The following is a 16,727-nucleotide window of genomic DNA, read 5'->3' on the forward strand; positions in this document are numbered from 1 at the left end:
CGGGTGCCTGGCTGGTCCGGATGCATATGCAGTCGTTGACAGGCACGTTTCTGCAAGGTTCGCCACCCTCAATGACCTTGGAAACAAAGGAGGTTATGGGGAAAGGGCGGTGCTGGCACCTGTCGGCCGGTACGGGCATGCCAAAGTGCGGATGTTTCGAAGTGGTCTCAACTCACCTTCACGAGGGATGCGCGCCACGGCGCAAGCCACCGGCGCACGCATATATGCATGCGCTCCCCTCATTCCTTCTGCCAGCCATTCTCCGAACGGCGGAATCCTCATAAGGTGAGCAGTATTGAGTTGTACGGGAAGGTCGAGGAGGACCTGCGGTGAGCGAGAAGAGCCCGAAGCTGCGCGCCGAGCTGGACGGCATCCCCACGTACAAGCCGGGGAAGCCGGCGGCGGCCGGGGGGCCCGTGGCGTACAAGCTGTCCTCCAACGAGAACCCGTATCCGCCGCTCCCGGGCGTGCTGGAGAGCGCGGTCGCGGCGGCGGGGAGCTTCAACCGGTACCCCGACATGGCCTGCACCGGGCTGGTCACGGAGCTGGCGGAGCGCTTCGGCGTGCCCGTCGAGCACGTGGCCACCGGCACCGGCTCGGTGGGGGTCGCGCAGTCGCTGATCCAGTCGACGGCGGGCCCGGGCGACGAGGTCATGTACGCGTGGCGATCTTTTGAGGCTTATCCGATCATCACGCAGATCTCGGGCGCGACCTCCGTCCAGGTCCCGCTCACGCCGGGCGACGTGCACGACCTGGACGCCATGGCCGACGCGATCACCGAGCGCACCCGGCTGATCTTCGTCTGCAACCCGAACAACCCGACCGGCACCGTCGTGCGCCGGGCCGCGCTGGAGCGCTTCCTGGACCGGGTTCCGGCGGACTGCCTGGTGGTGCTCGACGAGGCGTACCGCGAGTTCATCCGCGACGCGGACGTGCCGGACGGCATCGAGCTCTACCGCGACCGGCCGAACGTCGCGGTGCTGCGCACGTTCTCCAAGGCGTACGGGCTGGCCGGCCTGCGGGTCGGCTTCGCGGTCGCGCACGAGCCGGTGGCGGCCGCGCTGCGCAAGACCGCGGTGCCGTTCGGCGTGAGTCAGCTGGCGCAGGACGCGGCCGTGGCCTCGCTGCGGGCCGAGGACGAGCTGCTGGGCCGGGTCGGGTCGCTGGTGGGCGAGCGCAAGCGGGTGTACGAGACGCTGGTCGGCCAGGGCTGGACGGTGCCCGAGACCCAGGCGAACTTCGTGTGGATGCGGCTGGGCGAGGCCACCGCGCGGTTCGCGGCGGCCTGCGAGCAGGCCGGTGTGGTGGTCCGGCCGTTCGCGGGTGAGGGCCTGCGGGTCACGATCGGCGAGCCGGAGGCGAACGACCTCTTCCTGCATGCGGCGGAGGCGTTCCGCAAGGAGCTGTAGGAGTCGCGGTCGCGGGTGGGAGCGGTGTTACGCCGCTTCCACGCGGACGGGGTCGCCGTCGCGGACGGTGGCCAGGAGGCGGGGGTCGCCGTCGAACGAGCCGAGCACGTTGCACGGGCTCGCCAGGCGGCTCTCGCCCCTGCGTGAGATCGGGGTCGGGCCGTAGGGGAGGGCGAGGGCGTTGCCCTCGGTCCAGAAGGCGACGGTGCCCGGGTCGACCACCTGCTCGGCGTCGTCCTCCAGGGCGACCGAGACACCGGTGTCGAAGTAGACCTCCTCGCCCCACGTGTTCGCGGACGCGTGGATCGGGAGCGCGGCGGTGAGCGCCTGGGTGGTCGGGGTGTCGTCGAGCGTGGCCGTGAGCTGGCCGGCGGGCCAGGAGATTCGAATCTGCATGGGCAAATTCAACAAGATGTTGAATTCCTTGGCTAGAGGTGTACCCCCCGGATGAAACCGCCGGAAGCCTGTGCGACATAATGCTTGTGAATGTGAACGCGTTCACAAGCGTGCGTGTTTCCTCCGGGTACGCCCGGGTTCACGTGCGCTCGCTGCCGCCCACGGCGACGTAAGGAGAGACGACGTGGACCTGGCTCTGGCGCCGGAGACTCTGGCGCGATGGCAGTTCGGCATCACCACCGTCTACCACTTCCTCTTCGTCCCCCTGACGATCTCGCTCGCCGCGCTCACCGCCGGCCTGCAGACCGCCTGGGTGCGGACAGAGAAGGAGAAGTACCTCAGGGCCACCAAGTTCTGGGGCAAGCTCTTCCTGATCAACATCGCGATGGGTGTCGTCACCGGCATCGTCCAGGAGTTCCAGTTCGGCATGAACTGGTCCGACTACTCGCGGTTCGTCGGCGACGTCTTCGGCGCCCCGCTCGCCTTCGAGGCCCTGATCGCGTTCTTCTTCGAATCCACCTTCATCGGGCTGTGGATCTTCGGTTGGGACAAGCTCCCCAAGAAGATCCACCTGGCCTGCATATGGATGGTCTCGATCGGCACCGTCCTGTCCGCCTACTTCATCCTGGCGGCCAACTCCTGGATGCAGCACCCGGTCGGCTACCGGCTCAACAAGGCCACGGGCCGCGCCGAGCTGACCGACTTCTGGGCGGTGCTCAGCCAGAACACCACGCTCACCCAGGTCTTCCACACCCTGTCCGCGGCCTTCCTCACCGGCGGCGCGTTCATGGTCGGCATCGCCGCCTACCACCTGGCCCGCAGGAAGCACGTCCCGGCGATGCGCACCTCGCTGCGGCTGGGCCTGGTCACCATCGTGATCGCCGGCCTGCTCACCGCGCTCAGCGGCGACTTCCTCGGCAAGGTCATGTTCAAGCAGCAGCCGATGAAGATGGCCGCCGCCGAGGCGTTGTGGGACGGCGAGGCGCCGGCGCCGTTCTCCGTCTTCGCGTACGGGGACGTGGACAAGGGCCACAACAAGGTCGCCGTCGAGATCCCGGGCCTGCTGTCCTTCCTCGCCAACGACGACTTCGACTCCTTCGTCCCCGGCATCAACGACGTCAACAAGTCCGAGCAGGAGAAGTTCGGGCCCGGTGACTACCGGCCCAACATCCCGGTCGCGTACTGGGGCTTCCGCTGGATGATCGGCTTCGGCATGGCCTCCCTCGCCCTGGGCGCGGCGGGGCTGTGGCTGACGCGCCGGAAGTTCATGCTGCCCGCGGCCCTGCGGACCGGTGAGGACGAGGTGCCGCACCTGGTGCTCTTCAGGCAGCCGCTCGGCGCCCGGCTCACGCGGTGGTACTGGCTGGCCGCCGTCTGGATGCTCGGCTTCCCGCTGATCGCCAACTCCTGGGGCTGGATCTTCACCGAGATGGGCCGGCAGCCGTGGGTGGTCTACGGCGTGCTGCGCACGCGGGACGCGGTCTCCCCCGGCGTCTCCCAGGGCGAGGTGGTCACCTCGATGGCCGTCTTCACCCTGCTGTACGCCGTCCTCGCGGTCATCGAGGTCAGGCTGCTCGTGCAGTACGTCAAGGCCGGCCCGCCGGAGCTGACCGAGTCCGATCTCAACCCGCCCACCAAGATCGGCGGCGACGCCGATGCCGACCGGCCGATGGCCTTCTCCTACTGAGGCCGAGGGGACCGCGCTATGGAACTCCACGACGTCTGGTTCGTACTCATCGCCGTCCTGTGGACCGGCTACTTCTTCCTGGAGGGCTTCGACTTCGGAGTCGGCGTCCTGACGAAGCTGCTGGCCCGGGACCGGGCCGAGAAGCGGGTGCTGATCAACACGATCGGCCCGGTCTGGGACGGCAACGAGGTGTGGCTGCTCACCGCCGGCGGCGCCACCTTCGCTGCCTTCCCCGACTGGTACGCCACCCTCTTCTCCGGCTTCTACCTGCCCCTGCTGGTCATCCTGGTCTGCCTCATCGTCCGGGGCGTCGCCTTCGAGTACCGCGCCAAGCGGCCCGAGGAGAGCTGGCAGACCAACTGGGAGCACGCGATCTTCTGGACCTCGCTGATCCCGGCCTTCCTGTGGGGCGTGGCCTTCGGGAACATCGTGCGCGGCGTGAAGATCGACGCCACGAAGGAGTACGTCGGGACCCTCGGGGACCTGCTGAACGCCTACTCGATCCTCGGGGGCCTGGTCACGCTCACCCTGTTCACCTTCCACGGCGCCGTCTTCACCTCGCTCAAGACGGTGGGCGACATCCGGCAGCGCTCGCGCACGCTGGCGCTGCGGCTGGGCGCCGTCACGGCGGTGCTCGCGCTGGCCTTCCTGGTCTGGACCCAGGTCTCGAAGGGGGACGCCAAGAGCCTGGCCGCCCTGGTCGTGGCGGTGCTCGCCCTGGCCGGCGCCCTCGCCGCCCTCGCGGCGGGCCGGGAGGGCTGGTCGTTCGCGCTGTCCGGGATCACCATCGCCGCCGCGGTGGCGATGCTCTTCCTGACGCTCTTCCCGAACGTCATGCCGTCCTCACTGGACGACGCGTGGAGCCTCACGGTCACCAACGCCTCGTCCAGCCCGTACACGCTGAAGATCATGACCTGGTGCGCGGCGGTGGCCACGCCCGTGGTGCTGCTCTACCAGGGCTGGACCTACTGGGTCTTCCGCAAGCGGATCGGTACGCAGCACATCGCCGAGCCCGCTCACTGAGTCGCCGGGTCCGGGGGATGTTTCACGTGAAACATCGCCGGACAGACCGGCTGCTCCGGTTCGGGTCCGCTGACCCCGGCGGGGTCAGCCGGGGTCCGTCCGGCTCCATCAGGTTCCATCCGGCCCTTCCTGCCGAGAGGGATGTTTCACGTGAAACCGATCGACCCACGCCTGCTCCGCCACGCCCGGTCCACGCGACGGTTCCTCGCGGCGGTGGTGGCCCTCGGTCTCGCCGGGGCGGGACTGGTCGTCGGCCAGGCGATGCTGATCGCCGAGATCGTGACGGGCGCCTTCCGACACGGGCTGGACGTCCCGGCCCTCCGGACGCCGCTGGTCCTGCTCGCCGCGGTGGCCGTGGGGCGGGCGCTGGTGTCGTGGCTGACGGAGCTGGCTGCGCACCGGGCGAGCGCTGCCGTGAAGTCGGAGCTGCGGGCGCGGCTGCTGGACCGGGCCACGGGCCTGGGGCCGGCCTGGCTCAGCGGCCGGCGCACCGGATCGCTGGTGGCACTGGCCACCCGGGGCGTGGACGCCCTCGACGACTATTTCGCGCGCTACCTGCCGCAGCTGGGGCTGGCGGTGGTGGTGCCGGTGGCGGTGCTCGCCCGGATCGTCACCGAGGACTGGGTGTCGGCGGCCGTCATCGTGGTGACCCTGCCGCTGATCCCGGTGTTCATGGTGCTGATCGGCTGGGCCACGCAGGCCAGGATGGACCGTCAGTGGAGGCTGCTGTCCCGGCTGTCGGGCCACTTCCTGGACGTGGTGGCGGGTCTGCCGACCCTGAAGGTGTTCGGCCGGGCGAAGGCGCAGGCCGAGTCGATCCGCAAGATCACCGACGAGTACCGGCGGGCGACCCTGCGGACCCTGCGGATCGCCTTCCTGTCGTCGTTCGCGCTGGAGCTGCTGGCGACGCTGTCGGTGGCGCTGGTGGCCGTCACGATCGGCATGCGGCTGGTCCACGGTGACCTGGACCTCTACACGGGTCTGGTCATCCTGATCCTGGCCCCGGAGGCGTACCTGCCACTGCGTCAGGTCGGCGCCCAGTACCACGCGGCCGCCGAGGGACTGGCGGCCGCGGAGGAGATCTTCGAGGTGCTGGAGGCCGGGACGGGGGCTCCCGCGGTCGGGGCGCCGGTCCCGGACGGGGCGGAGCTGCGGGTCGAGGGCGTGTCGGTCCGGTACCCCGGGCGGGACGGGGACGCGCTGGCGCCGGTGTCGCTGACCGTCCGCCCGGGCGAGACGGTGGCCCTCACGGGGCCGAGCGGCGCGGGCAAGTCCACGCTGCTGAACGTGCTGCTGGGGTTCGTACGGCCGACGGGCGGCCGGGTCCGGATCGGCGGCGCCGATCTGGCGGAGCTCTCGCCCGAGCAATGGCGGTCGCGGATCGCGTGGGTGCCGCAGCGGCCGTACCTGTTCGCGGGGACGGTCGCGTCGAACGTGCGGCTGGCGCGGCCGGACGCGCCGCACTCCGCGGTGGAGGCCGCACTGCGGGACGCCGGGGCATGGGAGTTCGTGTCCGCGCTGCCGGACGGGGCGGAGACGGTGCTCGGCGAGGGCGGCCTGGGGCTGTCCGCCGGGCAGCGGCAGCGGCTCGCGCTCGCCCGGGCGTTCCTGGCCGACCGGCCGGTGCTGCTGCTGGACGAGCCGACGGCCGCGCTGGACGGGGAGACGGAGGAGGGGGTCGTCGAGGCGGTCCGCCGTCTCGCCGCGGGGCGCACGGTGCTGCTGGTGGTGCACCGGCCGGCCCTGCTCGCCGTCGCCGACCGCGTCGTGCACGTGGGTGGTCCGGGGGCGGGTGCGGGTGCCGACTCGGGTGCGGGTTCGAGTTCGGGTGACCGCTCGGGTTCGGGTAGGGGCGCGGGTGCCGACTCGGGTGCGGGTGACGGTGCCGGTACGGGTGACGGTCCCGGTACGGGTTCCGCGGTCCCGGTCGGCGGCTCCGCCGCGCGGGGTCACGTGCTCGCGCGGGTCCGGACGGAGTCGCGGGCACGCTGGGGGCGGTTCGGGGCGGCGCTCGGGCTCGGGAGTCTGGCCACCGGGTCGGCGGTCGGGCTCATGGCCGTGTCCGGGTGGCTGATCTCGAGGGCTTCGGAGCAGCCCCCCGTGCTCTACCTGATGGTCGCGGTCACCGCCACGCGCGCCTTCGGTATCGGCCGGGCCGTCTTCCGCTATGCGGAGCGGCTGGTCTCCCACGACGCCGTCCTGCGCATGCTCGCCGACCTGCGCGTCTCCGTGTACCGCCGGCTGGAGCGCATCGCGCCCGCCGGACTGCGCGCCACCCGCCGCGGCGACCTGCTCTCCCGGTTGGTGGCCGACGTGGACGCCCTCCAGGACTACTGGCTGCGCTGGCTGCTCCCGCTGGGCACCGCGGTGCTCGTCGGCGCCGCGTCCGTCGGCTTCACCGCGTGGCTCCTGCCCGCGGCCGGCGCCGTGCTGGCCGCCGGGCTGCTGCTCGCCGGAGTCGGCGTGCCCCTGGTCGGTGGCGCGCTCGCCCGTCGGGCGGAGCGGCGGCTGGCCCCCGCCCGCGGCGAACTCGCCACCCAGGTGGCCGACCTCCTCGCCGGCACCGCCGAGCTCACCGTGGCCGGCGCCCTGGAGGAGCGGAAGGCGGGCGTGCGCGGTGCCGACACGACGCTGACCGGCATCGCCCGGCGGGGCGCCGCCGCCACCGGCCTGGGGGCGGGCCTGTCCGCCCTCGTGTGCGGGCTGACCGTGGTCTGCGCGGCCCTCGTCGGCGTCGGCGCGGTCCGTGCCGGGAGCCTGTCCGGTGTGGCCCTCGCGGTCGTCGTGCTCACTCCGCTGGCCGCCTTCGAGGCGGTCGCCGGGCTGCCCCTCGCCGTGCAGTACCGGCAGCGGGTGGGGCGCAGTGCGGAGCGGGTGTTCGAGGTGCTCGACTCCCCCGCGCCGGTGCGTACGGAATCCCCCGTCCCGCCGCCGGCCTCGCCCTTCCCGGTCCGCCTCGCCGGGCTCACCGCCCGCCACGCCGGTCAGGAGGCCGACGCCCTGCGCGGTGTCGACCTCGTCCTCGAACGCGGCCGCCGCATCGCCGTCGTCGGTGCCTCGGGAGCCGGCAAGACCACGCTCGCCCAGGTCCTGCTCCGCTTCGTGGACACCTGCACGGGGGCGTACACCCTGGGGGGCACGGACGTGCGGGACCTCGACGACGACGCGGTGCGGCGGTTCGTGGGCCTGTGTGCCCAGGACGCCCACATCTTCGACAGCTCCGTGCGCGAGAACCTCCGGCTGGCCAGGACCGGCGCCACCGACGCCGAGCTGCGCGCGGCCCTCGCCGCCGCCCGGCTCCCCCTCGACCTCGACACCCTCGTCGGCGAGCACGGCGAGCGGATCTCCGGTGGTCAGCGACAGCGCCTCGCGCTGGCCCGGGCGCTGCTCGCCGACTTCCCCGTACTCGTCCTCGACGAGCCGGCCGAGCACCTCGACCTCGCCACGGCGGACGCCCTGACGGCCGACCTGCTGGCCGCGACCGAGGGCCGTACGACGGTGCTGATCACCCACCGGCTGGCCGGCCTCGACGCCGTCGACGAGGTGCTCGTCCTCGACGGCGGCCGGATCGTGCAGCGCGGACCGTACGGGGCACTCGCCGCGGCGGACGGCCCACTGCGCCGGATGCTGGAACGCGAGCGCCGGACGGAGGCCCTGCTGGGGGGCAGCGGAGCGGGCGCGCCCGCTCCGGTCTAGTCGAGGTGCGGGCGCTCCCGCGCGAGCAACTGCGGGAACGCCCACCCCGGTCTGGTCGACTTTCCCCGGCAAAACGGACTAACTACTCTCAAGGTCATGTCAGTGCAGGAGCCACAGGAGTCCCCCGGTCCGCTCGAGGCCGCAGCGCAGGCGACCCGGAGCCTCCAGGGCCTGTCGACCGAGCTCACCGCGCGGGTGCCGCAGCTGCTGGAGGCCATGCGCTCGGTCGGGACCGGACTCGAACTGCACTCCACGCTCGACCGGATCTGCGAGACCGCGGCCGAGCTGGCCGGCGCCCGGTACGCGGCCATCGGGGTCGTGGACGTCGAGGGCCCGGGCCTGTCGGACTTCGTCACGTACGGCATCGACGACGAGCGCGCCCGGCTCATCGGCCACCGGCCCGACGGCCAACGCGGCCTGCTCGGCGCCCTGATCAAGCACCCGGAGCCGGTCCGGCTGGCCGACCTCACCACCGACCCGCGCTCGGCCGGGTTCCCGCCCCACCACCCGCCGATGCGCACGTTCCTCGGCGTCCCCATCCGGGTCCAGGGCGAGATCTTCGGCAACCTCTACCTGGCGGAGAAGCACGACGGCGAGCAGTTCAACGACTACGACCTGCACATGGTCCGGGTACTGGCCACCGAGGCCGGGATCGCCATCGGCAACGCGCGCCTCTACGAGGCCGCGACCCAGCGCGAGCGGTGGATCGACGGGTCGGTGGCGGTCACCACGGCCCTGCTGTCGGGTGGCGACGCCGACGACGCCCTGGCCGTGGTCGCCGAGCAGGCCCGCCACCTGGCCGATTCGGCGGCCGGGATCGTGATGCTGCCGGCCGAGGAGGGCGGGATGGAGATCGTCGCGGTCTCCTCCGAGCGGCCCTCCTCGGCGTTGGGCCTGCTCGTCCCGGAGGAGAGCGCGGTGGTGCGCGCCCTGCTGGCGGGCCGGCCGGTGGTGGTGGAGGACGCGGCCGGCGATCCCCGCATGATCACCAAGCTCGCCAGTGAGTACGGGCCCTGCATGATGCTGCCGCTGCAGAGCGGCGGCCGCGTGCTCGGCGCCCTGGTCACCCCGCGGGCCCGCGGGCGGCGGCCCTTCACGGAGGCGGAGCGCACGCTGGCCACGCAGTTCGCGTCCCAGGCGGCGCTCGCGCTGATGATGGCCGAGGCGCAGCGGGACCGGGAGCGGTTGGCGGTCTTCGAGGACCGCGACCGGATCGCGCGGGACCTGCACGACCTCGTGATCCAGCGGCTGTTCGCCACCGGGATGATGCTGGAGGGCGCCCAGCGCCGGTCGGTCGTCCCGGAGGTGCAGGACGGGGTCGGCAAGGCCGTCGACGAGCTGGACGTGACGATCCAGGAGATCCGCACCGCGATCTTCGCGCTCCAGCAGGGGCCGGCCGAGGCGCCCTCGGGGCTGCGGACCCGCGTGTTGAGGGAGATCAACATGGCGGCCGTACCGCTGGGGTTCAAGCCCTCGCACCGCTTCCTCGGTGCGGTGGACACGGTGGTCGGCGAGCTGGTCGGCAAGAACCTCATCGCGGCGCTGCGGGAGGCCCTGTCGAACGCCTTCCGGCACGCGGAGGCGGGACGCATCGAGGTCGTGGTGGACGCTGCGGCCAGGCTGGCGGACGGGCGGCCGGCGGTCCGCCTGGAGGTGGCCGACGACGGGGTGGGGATCCCGGAGGGAGGGCGCCGCAGCGGGCTGCGCAACCTGCGCCGGCGGGCCGAGTCGCTGGGCGGGAGCAGCTGGTACGGGGCGGGCATCCGGGCGGACGGCGGGGGGACGCGGGTGGTGTGGGAGGTGCCGGTCGAGAGGGGTGCGGGGTGAGGGCTGCTGGTTGCGGGCCGGTGGCGGGGTGAGCTCGCTTCGGGGGGCGGCTCCCGCCGGCACTGCCGAGGACGCGGCCGCCTGGGTCGGAGGGCGGGTCGGGCCGGGCGGAGTGTCGAGGGGCTGCCGCGCCGACGGGGCCGTCAGGCTCCCTCGGCCAGCGCGACGAGCCGCTCGATGACGACCGCCACGCCGTCCTCCTCGTTGGCCAGGGTCTGCCCGGAGGCGGCCTCGACGACGTCGGGGTGCGCGTTGCCCATGGCGTACGAGGTGCCGGCCCAGGTGAGCATCTCGATGTCGTTCGGCATGTCCCCGAAGGCCACGACCTCCTCGGGGCGGATCCCGCGCTCGGCGCAGCACAGGGCGAGGGTGCTCGCCTTGGAGACGCCCAGGCCGCTGACCTCCAGCAGGGCGGTCGGGCTGGACCGCGTGATGGAGGCGTGCCGGCCGGCGGCGGCGCGGGCCACGGCGAGGAACTCGTCGGGGGCCAGCTCGGTGTGGTGGGCGAGCAGCTTGAGCACCGGGGCCTCGCTGTGGTCGGTGCGCAGGAGCTTCTCGGCGGTGGCCACGGTGGCGCCCGGGTCGAGGAAGAAGGGCGGGTAGTGCGGTTCGTAGTGGATGCCGGTGGCCAGTTCCACGGCGAACGAGGTGCCGGGGGCGGCGGCGCGCAGGGCGTGCACCACGTCCAGGGCGGTCGGGCGGGGCAGTTCCCGCACCTCGATGATCCTTCCACCGGCGTGCAGGTCCACGACGGCGGCGCCGTTCGCGCAGATCGCGAGGCCGTGGCCGTGGACGTGGGCGCTGACGACGTCCATCCAGCGGGCCGGCCGGCCGGTGACGAAGAAGACCTCGATGCCCGCCGCCTCGGCGGCGGCGAGGGCGGCGATCGTGCGCTCGGAGACGGACTTGTCGTCGCGGAGCAGGGTGCCGTCGAGGTCGGTGGCGATCAGCCGGGGGGCCGTCGGGTGCTGGGGGGCTGCGGTCACGGCTCCATCTTCGCCCATGGCGGCGAGTGGCCGGGCGGGAGGCCCGGGATCGGCGCCTGCCGACCGCGCGGGCGGGGACCGGGGCCGGCCCCCCCCGCCCGCGCGGGGAGCGGTCAGGCGTCGAGCTGGGCCAGGGCCTCGGTGGCGATCCGCTCGAAGACCGGCTGGTCGGCGGCGAACGGGGTGTCCGCGATCGGCCAGTGGATCACGAGCTCGGTGAAGCCGAGGTCCCGCTGGCGGCCGGCGAAGTCGACGAACGCGTCGACCGACTCCAGCGGGCGGGAGCGGTCCGGGGTGAACCCGGTCAGCAGGATCCGGTCGAGTTCCCGGGGGTCCCGGCCGACGTCGGCGCAGGCCTTCTCCAGCTTCTCGGCCTGGCCGCGCAGCGCCTCGTCCGACTGCTCGGGGGTGCCGTCCTCGAACAGCTTCGGGTCCCCGGTGGTCACCCAGGCCTGGCCGTGGCGGGCGGCGAGCCGCAGTCCGCGCGGGCCGGTCGCGGCCACGGCGAAGGGCAGTCGCGGGCGCTGTACGCAGCCGGGGACGTTGCGGGCCTCGACGGCGGAGTAGTGCGTGCCCTCGTGGCTGACCGCGCCCTCGGTGAGCAGCCGGTCGAGCAGGGGCAGGAACTCGCCGAAGCGGTCGGCGCGCTCGCGCGGGGTCCAGGGTTCCTGGCCCAGGGCGGTGGCGTCGAAGCCGTTGCCGCCGGCGCCGATGCCGAGGGTGACCCGGCCGCCGGAGATGTCGTCGAGGGAGATGAGCTCCTTGGCGAGGGTCACCGGGTGGCGGAAGTTGGGCGAGGTCACCAGGGTGCCCAGGCGGAGCCGGGAGGTGGCGGCCGCGGCGGCCGTCAGCGTCGGGATCGCGCCGAACCACGGTCCGTCCCGGAACGGCACGCGCCAGGAGAGGTGGTCGTAGGTGTAGGCGGCGTGGAAGCCGAGGGCCTCGGCGTGCTGCCACTTTTCGCGGCCACCCGCGTGCCAGCGCTGGACGGGAAGGATCACGGTACTCAAACGCATGCTGTCGAGCGTACGTGGTCGGTGGCTCGATCCTTTCGGTCCCGGGGGGCCCGGGGCCGCAGGAGCTCAGGGGAAGCGCAGGAACTGCGGCGGTACCGCGTCCACCAGCCACACCCCGTTGGCGCTGATCCGGAAGACGTGCCCGGCCGCCCGCATGGCCCCGGCGTCGACGCCCAGCACCACCGGGCGGCCCCGGCGGGCGCCCACGCGCGTCGCGGTCTCGCGGTCCGCCGAGAGGTGCACGTGGTGGCGGGCCATGGGGCGCAGGCCCTCCGTCCGGATCGCGGCCAGCACCGCGGGCACCGTGCCGTGGTAGAGGTACGCCGGCGGCTCGGCCTCCGGGAGGCCGAGGTCCACCGCCACCGTGTGGCCCTGGTTGGCACGGATGCGGGTGCCCTCGACGGCGAAGCGCTGCTTGTCGTTGGCGGCGACCACGTGGTCGAGCTCGGCCCGGGTGAGGGGGAAGCCGTGCGCGGCGGCGGCCGCCAGGAGGTCGTCGATCTCCACCCAGCCCTGTGGGTCGAGCGCCAGTCCGATGCGTTCCGGCTGGTGGCGCAGGTGTTTCGAGACGTATTTCGAGACCTTGACGGTGCGGCGTTCGTCCATGGACCCAGCGTGCCGGGCCGAAGGGCCACGCGGCACGTCCTTTTCGCCGGTTCCTTCGTGGGGGACCCCCCTAGTCGACTTCCAAGATACGAAATATATTTTCCGTTGCCGCCCGGCTCCGTCGACCCTCTCCGGTCCTGACGGCGCGTCCCCGGTTCCGCCGAGGACGCGCCTCGGCATCCCGCGCTCCGATCCACCGTGATCCGCCGCGTCCCGACGCGGTCCCGCCGCCCGAAGGGGGAACACCCATGTCCGCAACCGCTCCGCTGCCACGCCGGATCGCCGCCGAGTTCACGGGGACCGCCGCCCTGGTGGCGGTCGTGATCGGCTCCGGCATCCAGGCCTCCGCGCTCAGCCGCGACACCGCAGTGGCCCTGCTGGCCAACTCGCTCGCCTCGGCGATCGGCCTGGGGCTGCTCGTCACCCTGCTGGGGCCGCTGTCGGGGGCCCACCTCAACCCCGTGGTCACGCTCGTCGCCTGGTGGGACGGGCGCTCCGGCGGCGACGGCATCGGCTGGCGCGGGGGCCTGGCGTACGTGGTCGCGCAGACGGCCGGCGCGATCTCCGGCGCGGTGTTGGCGGAGGCCATGTTCGGCCGGGAGCCCGGCGTCTTCGCCACCCAGGTGCGGGCGGGCGGGCATCTGCTGGTCGGCGAGGTCGTGGCCACGGCCGGGCTCGTGCTGGTGATCCAGGGGCTCGGGCGCATCGGCCGCGCCCGACTGGTGCCGGCGGCGGTGGCCGCGTACATCGCCGCGGCGATCTGGTTCACGTCCTCCGGCTCGTTCGCCAACCCCGCGGGGACGGTGGGCCGGGCCTTCAGCGACTCCTTCGCCGGGATCGCGCCCGTCTCGCTGCCGGGGTTCGTCGCGGCGCAGTTGGCCGGCGGCGTGCTCGGGATCGTGCTGTCGGTGGTGCTGTACGGGCCGACGCGGGCCCGGGAGGCGCAGGTCACCTCCATCAACACCCCGTTCCGCGCCGCGAGTTGACGCCTGCGCCGGTGGAGTCCGGTCGTTCTCCACAGCGAGGGGATGCTTATCCACAGCCTGTTTGGCGGTAATTGTCGTCGAATGCTCAAGCAGTCACGGCATCCCCTGTGGGTAAACCTGTGAGTTTGTCATTCACCCGGAAGGGTGGTCGTTCCGTTCCCTTCAGGGGCGTGCACGACCCGTGAGGCCAGCTCGTTCATCGTCCGGGCCTGGAGCTCCCGCTCCGTCGCGGCCCGGACGAAGGCCGCCACGTGAGCCGGCCCCACCAGTTCCTGCACCGCCCGCACCGTCGCCCCGGGCAGTGCCACCGGCACCGGCCCGGCCGGCACCACCGCCGTCCCGGCGGCCGTCAGGTGCTGCTGCAGGTGCCGGGTGGCCTGCAGTCGCATCGCCCGGGCCAGTTCCGCGTCCACGGTCTGCTGGGCCAGCGGCCGCAGCCGCCGTACCAGCGCCGCCGCCTCGGCCGCGTCCGCGTCGGTGGGCGGGGTCGAGCCGAGGTAGCGGGCGAAGACGTGCTCCGTGGTGAACTCCAGGAACCGGGCGGCGATCGACTCCACCTGCGCCCGCAGCTCGCGCAGGTGCCCGGTGACGGCGTCCAGCGGCACCCCGGCCGCGTACAGCTCGGCCGCCACTGCCAGCTCCTGCGGGCTGGGGACGAGGAACTCGTCCTCGCGCCCCGGCAGCCGCTCGAGCACCCCGAGCTCCACCGCTTCGTCCACCGCACGCTCGTCGGGCCGCCCGCCGAACCGCGCGTTCAGCTCCGCGCGGGAGATCCGGGCGGCCTCCTCGTCCGTCCAGGGACCGTGCACCTCGGCGACCAGGCCGAGGACGCCGCCCAGCCCGCGCCCCGCGTCCCACGCCTCCAGCAGCTCCTTGATGGAGGCCAGGGTGTAGCCGCGGTCGAGCAGGTCGGCGATCTGCCGCAGCCGGGCCAGGTGCGTGTCGCGGTACACGTTGGAGCGCCCGCGCCGCTCCGGCTTCGGCAGCAGACCGCGGTCCTGGTACGCCCGGATCGTGCGCACCGTCGCGCCGCTGTGGTGGGCCAGATCCTCGATCCGGTACTCGGCCACCGCCTGCTCGGACACAACGCACTCCCTACGACATCGCCGCCCGGCCGGCCGCGCCGGCCTCGTCCGCCGCGGTCCGGGCGGCCGGTGGGGCCGCCAGGTACTCGACCGCTCCGCGCGGCGAGCCCTCCTGCGAGGGATGGTACGACCGGCGGATTGAGGCGGGTATGGCCGTGCCGCGCCCGGTGCGCGCGGCCGACCGTCCCGGGCGGGGCCGGCGCCCGGCCGGGAGGGTCGGCCGCCCGGCCCCGGCCCGGCTCACAGCCTCGGCTCCCAGCGGGCGAGGGCGCGCAGGGCCCGGGGCGTGAAGCGGGACATCCACAGCGCGCCGCGGGACTCGGGCGTCACCGGCACCACGGCCCGGTTCTTCACGACGGCCTCCAGGATCGCGTCGGCGACCTTCTCCGGCGGGAAGTTGCGCAGCCCGTACAGGCGCTGGGACTTCTGCTGGCGGCGCTTCTCCTCCGCGGCGTCGACGCCGGCGAACCGGGCGGTGGCGGTGATGTTCGTGTTGACGATGCCGGGGCATATCGCGGACACGCCGATGGACTTCGAGGCGAGCTCGGCGCGCAGGCACTCGCTGAGCATCAGTACCGCCGCCTTCGACGTGCTGTACGCGGGCAGCGTCTTCGAGGGGAGGTAGGCGGCGGCCGAGGCGGTGTTGACGATGTGTCCGCCCTGGCCGCGTTCGGCCATCTGCCGGCCGAAGACCCGGCAGCCGTGGATGACGCCCCACAGGTTGACGTCGAGGACCTTCTTCCAGTCCTCGGACGTGGTGTCGAGGAAGGAGCCCGACAGTCCGACGCCCGCGTTGTTCACGAGCACGTCCACGATCCCGTACTCGGCGGCGACCTTGGCCGCGAGCTTCTCCATCGCCGGCTCGTCGCTGACGTCCACGGCCTCGGCCCAGGCCTGCGGGGCACCGACCAGCCGGGCCAGCTCCGCGGTGCGCGCCGCGCCGTCGGCGTCCCGGTCCACGGCCACCACGCGCGCCCCGGCCTCGGCGAACGCGAAGGCCGTGGCCCGCCCGATGCCGCTGGCCGCGCCGGTCACCAGGACGAGTCGGCCGCCGAACCGGTCGGCGTACCGCCCGGCGCCGGCCGGCGCGGGCGCGGTGGCCGGCCCGCGGTCCTCCTGGGCGGCGGCGAACTCGCCGATCCACGCGGCCAGCTGGTCCGGCCGGGTGCGCGGGATCCAGTGCTTGGCCGGGAGCGTGCGGCGCACCAGGCTCGGTGCCCACAGCTCCAGGTCGTCGTACAGCCGCTCCGACAGGAAGGCGTCCCCGGTCGGGGTGATCAGCTGGACCGGGGCGTGCGCGTACGCGTCCGCGCGGGGGCGGCGCAGCCGCGCCCGTACGTTGTCCCGGTACAGCCACGCTCCGTGCGCCGCGTCGGAGGGGAGCGAGGCGGTCGGGTAGCCGTCGGCCGGCACCTTCTCCATGCGCTGCAGGACCTTCGGCCACCGCTTGCCGAGCGGACCGCGCCAGGCGAGCTCCGGCAGCACGGGGGTGTGGAGCATGTAGACGTACCAGGACTTGGCCCCCTGGCCGAGCAGCTGGGCGGCCCGGCGCGGGGTGGGACGGGACATCCGCTTCTTGATCCAGTGCCCGAAGTGGTCCAGGGAGGGGCCGGACATCGAGGTGAAGGAGGCGATCCGGCCCTCGGTCCGCTTGACGGTGGCGAACTCCCAGGCCTGTACGGAGCCCCAGTCGTGGCCCACCAGGTGCACCGGCCGGTCCGGGCTGACCGCGTCGATGACGGCGAGGAAGTCGTCCGTCAGCTTCTCCAGCGTGAACCCGCCGCGCAGCGGCACCGGTGCGCTGGAGCGGCCGTGCCCGCGCACGTCGTACAGCACCACGTGGTAGCGGTCGGCCAGCCGCCCGGCGACCTCCGACCACACCTCCTTGCTGTCCGGGTACCCGTGGACCAGCACCACCGTGGGCCGCGCGGTGTCGCCGAGCTCCGCCACGCACAGCTCGACCCCGCCGGTGTGCACCCGGCGCTCGCGCGCGCCCTTGAGGACCGTCAT

The 16,727-nt window shown here is 73.2% G+C and carries 12 protein-coding genes; 6 read left to right on the top strand and 6 right to left on the bottom strand.

The features are described from left to right. Window positions 1–329 precede the first annotated feature (329 nt). On the top strand, window positions 330–1,409 hold the full coding sequence (hisC, locus tag IF43_RS0103000) for a histidinol-phosphate transaminase (RefSeq protein ID WP_030193404.1): 1,080 nt from the start codon (window positions 330–332) through the stop codon (window positions 1,407–1,409). 27 nt (window positions 1,410–1,436) lie between these two features. Here the strand turns inward: hisC and IF43_RS0103005 are convergent, their stop codons facing one another. Continuing rightward, window positions 1,437–1,805 (bottom strand): cyclophilin-like fold protein, encoded by a 369-nt coding sequence (locus IF43_RS0103005; RefSeq protein WP_030193405.1) that lies wholly within the window; start codon window positions 1,803–1,805, stop codon window positions 1,437–1,439. Window positions 1,806–1,989: 184 nt separating this feature from the next. On the opposite strand from IF43_RS0103005, the gene IF43_RS0103010 reads away from it, so the two are divergent. The 4 genes from IF43_RS0103010 (at window position 1,990) to IF43_RS0103025 (ending at window position 10,038) form a co-directional block, all read left to right on the top strand. Beyond that, a complete protein-coding gene (locus tag IF43_RS0103010; protein WP_030193406.1) occupies window positions 1,990–3,492 on the top strand; it encodes a cytochrome ubiquinol oxidase subunit I in 1,503 nt (500 codons plus the stop codon). An 18-nt stretch (window positions 3,493–3,510) separates the two neighbouring features. Then, window positions 3,511–4,515, top strand: coding sequence for a cytochrome d ubiquinol oxidase subunit II (gene cydB, locus IF43_RS0103015; protein WP_030193407.1), 1,005 nt, complete (start codon window positions 3,511–3,513; stop codon window positions 4,513–4,515). A gap of 141 nt (window positions 4,516–4,656) precedes the next feature. Further along, a complete protein-coding gene (gene cydD, locus IF43_RS0103020) occupies window positions 4,657–8,211 on the top strand; it encodes a thiol reductant ABC exporter subunit CydD (protein ID WP_234331920.1) in 3,555 nt (1,184 codons plus the stop codon). 96 nt (window positions 8,212–8,307) lie between these two features. Beyond that, window positions 8,308–10,038 carry a GAF domain-containing sensor histidine kinase gene (locus IF43_RS0103025; protein WP_030193409.1) on the top strand — a complete coding sequence of 577 codons (1,731 nt, stop codon included), beginning with the start codon at window positions 8,308–8,310 and terminating at the stop codon, window positions 10,036–10,038. 143 nt (window positions 10,039–10,181) lie between these two features. Here the strand turns inward: IF43_RS0103025 and IF43_RS0103030 are convergent, their stop codons facing one another. From IF43_RS0103030 to IF43_RS0103040, 3 genes are all read right to left on the bottom strand, one after another. After that, a complete protein-coding gene (locus IF43_RS0103030) occupies window positions 10,182–11,042 on the bottom strand; it encodes a Cof-type HAD-IIB family hydrolase (protein ID WP_051794587.1) in 861 nt (286 codons plus the stop codon). A 95-nt stretch (window positions 11,043–11,137) separates the two neighbouring features. Then, a complete protein-coding gene (locus IF43_RS0103035) occupies window positions 11,138–12,040 on the bottom strand; it encodes an LLM class flavin-dependent oxidoreductase (protein ID WP_030193423.1) in 903 nt (300 codons plus the stop codon). 66 nt (window positions 12,041–12,106) lie between these two features. Further along, complete coding sequence (locus IF43_RS0103040) at window positions 12,107–12,646, bottom strand: RNA 2'-phosphotransferase (RefSeq protein WP_030193425.1); 540 nt, start codon at window positions 12,644–12,646, stop codon at window positions 12,107–12,109. 248 nt (window positions 12,647–12,894) lie between these two features. On the opposite strand from IF43_RS0103040, the gene IF43_RS0103045 reads away from it, so the two are divergent. Beyond that, window positions 12,895–13,632, top strand: coding sequence for an aquaporin (locus IF43_RS0103045; protein WP_051794590.1), 738 nt, complete (start codon window positions 12,895–12,897; stop codon window positions 13,630–13,632). Window positions 13,633–13,760: 128 nt separating this feature from the next. On the opposite strand, the gene IF43_RS0103050 is transcribed toward IF43_RS0103045, so the two are convergent. Further along, on the bottom strand, window positions 13,761–14,717 hold the full coding sequence (locus IF43_RS0103050; RefSeq protein WP_030193429.1) for a MerR family transcriptional regulator: 957 nt from the start codon (window positions 14,715–14,717) through the stop codon (window positions 13,761–13,763). A gap of 240 nt (window positions 14,718–14,957) precedes the next feature. Beyond that, entirely contained in the window at window positions 14,958–16,727 is a 1,770-nt protein-coding gene (locus tag IF43_RS0103060) for an SDR family oxidoreductase (RefSeq protein ID WP_030193432.1), read from the bottom strand.

This window comes from Streptomyces sp. NRRL S-87, assembly GCF_000719335.1.
Classification (GTDB): Bacteria; Actinomycetota; Actinomycetes; order Streptomycetales; family Streptomycetaceae; genus Streptomyces.

Excerpts from the sequence above, each read along its gene's own strand:
- IF43_RS0103005 (WP_030193405.1), bottom strand. The coding sequence starts at position 1,805 with ATGCAGATTCGAATCTCCTGGCCCGCCGGCCAGCTCACGGCCACGCTC.
- cydB (WP_030193407.1), top strand. The coding sequence starts at position 3,511 with ATGGAACTCCACGACGTCTGGTTCGTACTCATCGCCGTCCTGTGGACC.
- cydD (WP_234331920.1), top strand. The coding sequence starts at position 4,657 with ATGTTTCACGTGAAACCGATCGACCCACGCCTGCTCCGCCACGCCCGG.
- IF43_RS0103025 (WP_030193409.1), top strand. The coding sequence starts at position 8,308 with ATGTCAGTGCAGGAGCCACAGGAGTCCCCCGGTCCGCTCGAGGCCGCA.
- IF43_RS0103030 (WP_051794587.1), bottom strand. The coding sequence starts at position 11,042 with ATGGGCGAAGATGGAGCCGTGACCGCAGCCCCCCAGCACCCGACGGCC.
- IF43_RS0103035 (WP_030193423.1), bottom strand. The coding sequence starts at position 12,040 with ATGCGTTTGAGTACCGTGATCCTTCCCGTCCAGCGCTGGCACGCGGGT.
- IF43_RS0103040 (WP_030193425.1), bottom strand. The coding sequence starts at position 12,646 with ATGGACGAACGCCGCACCGTCAAGGTCTCGAAATACGTCTCGAAACAC.
- IF43_RS0103045 (WP_051794590.1), top strand. The coding sequence starts at position 12,895 with ATGTCCGCAACCGCTCCGCTGCCACGCCGGATCGCCGCCGAGTTCACG.
- IF43_RS0103060 (WP_030193432.1), bottom strand. The coding sequence starts at position 16,727 with ATGACGGTCCTCAAGGGCGCGCGCGAGCGCCGGGTGCACACCGGCGGG.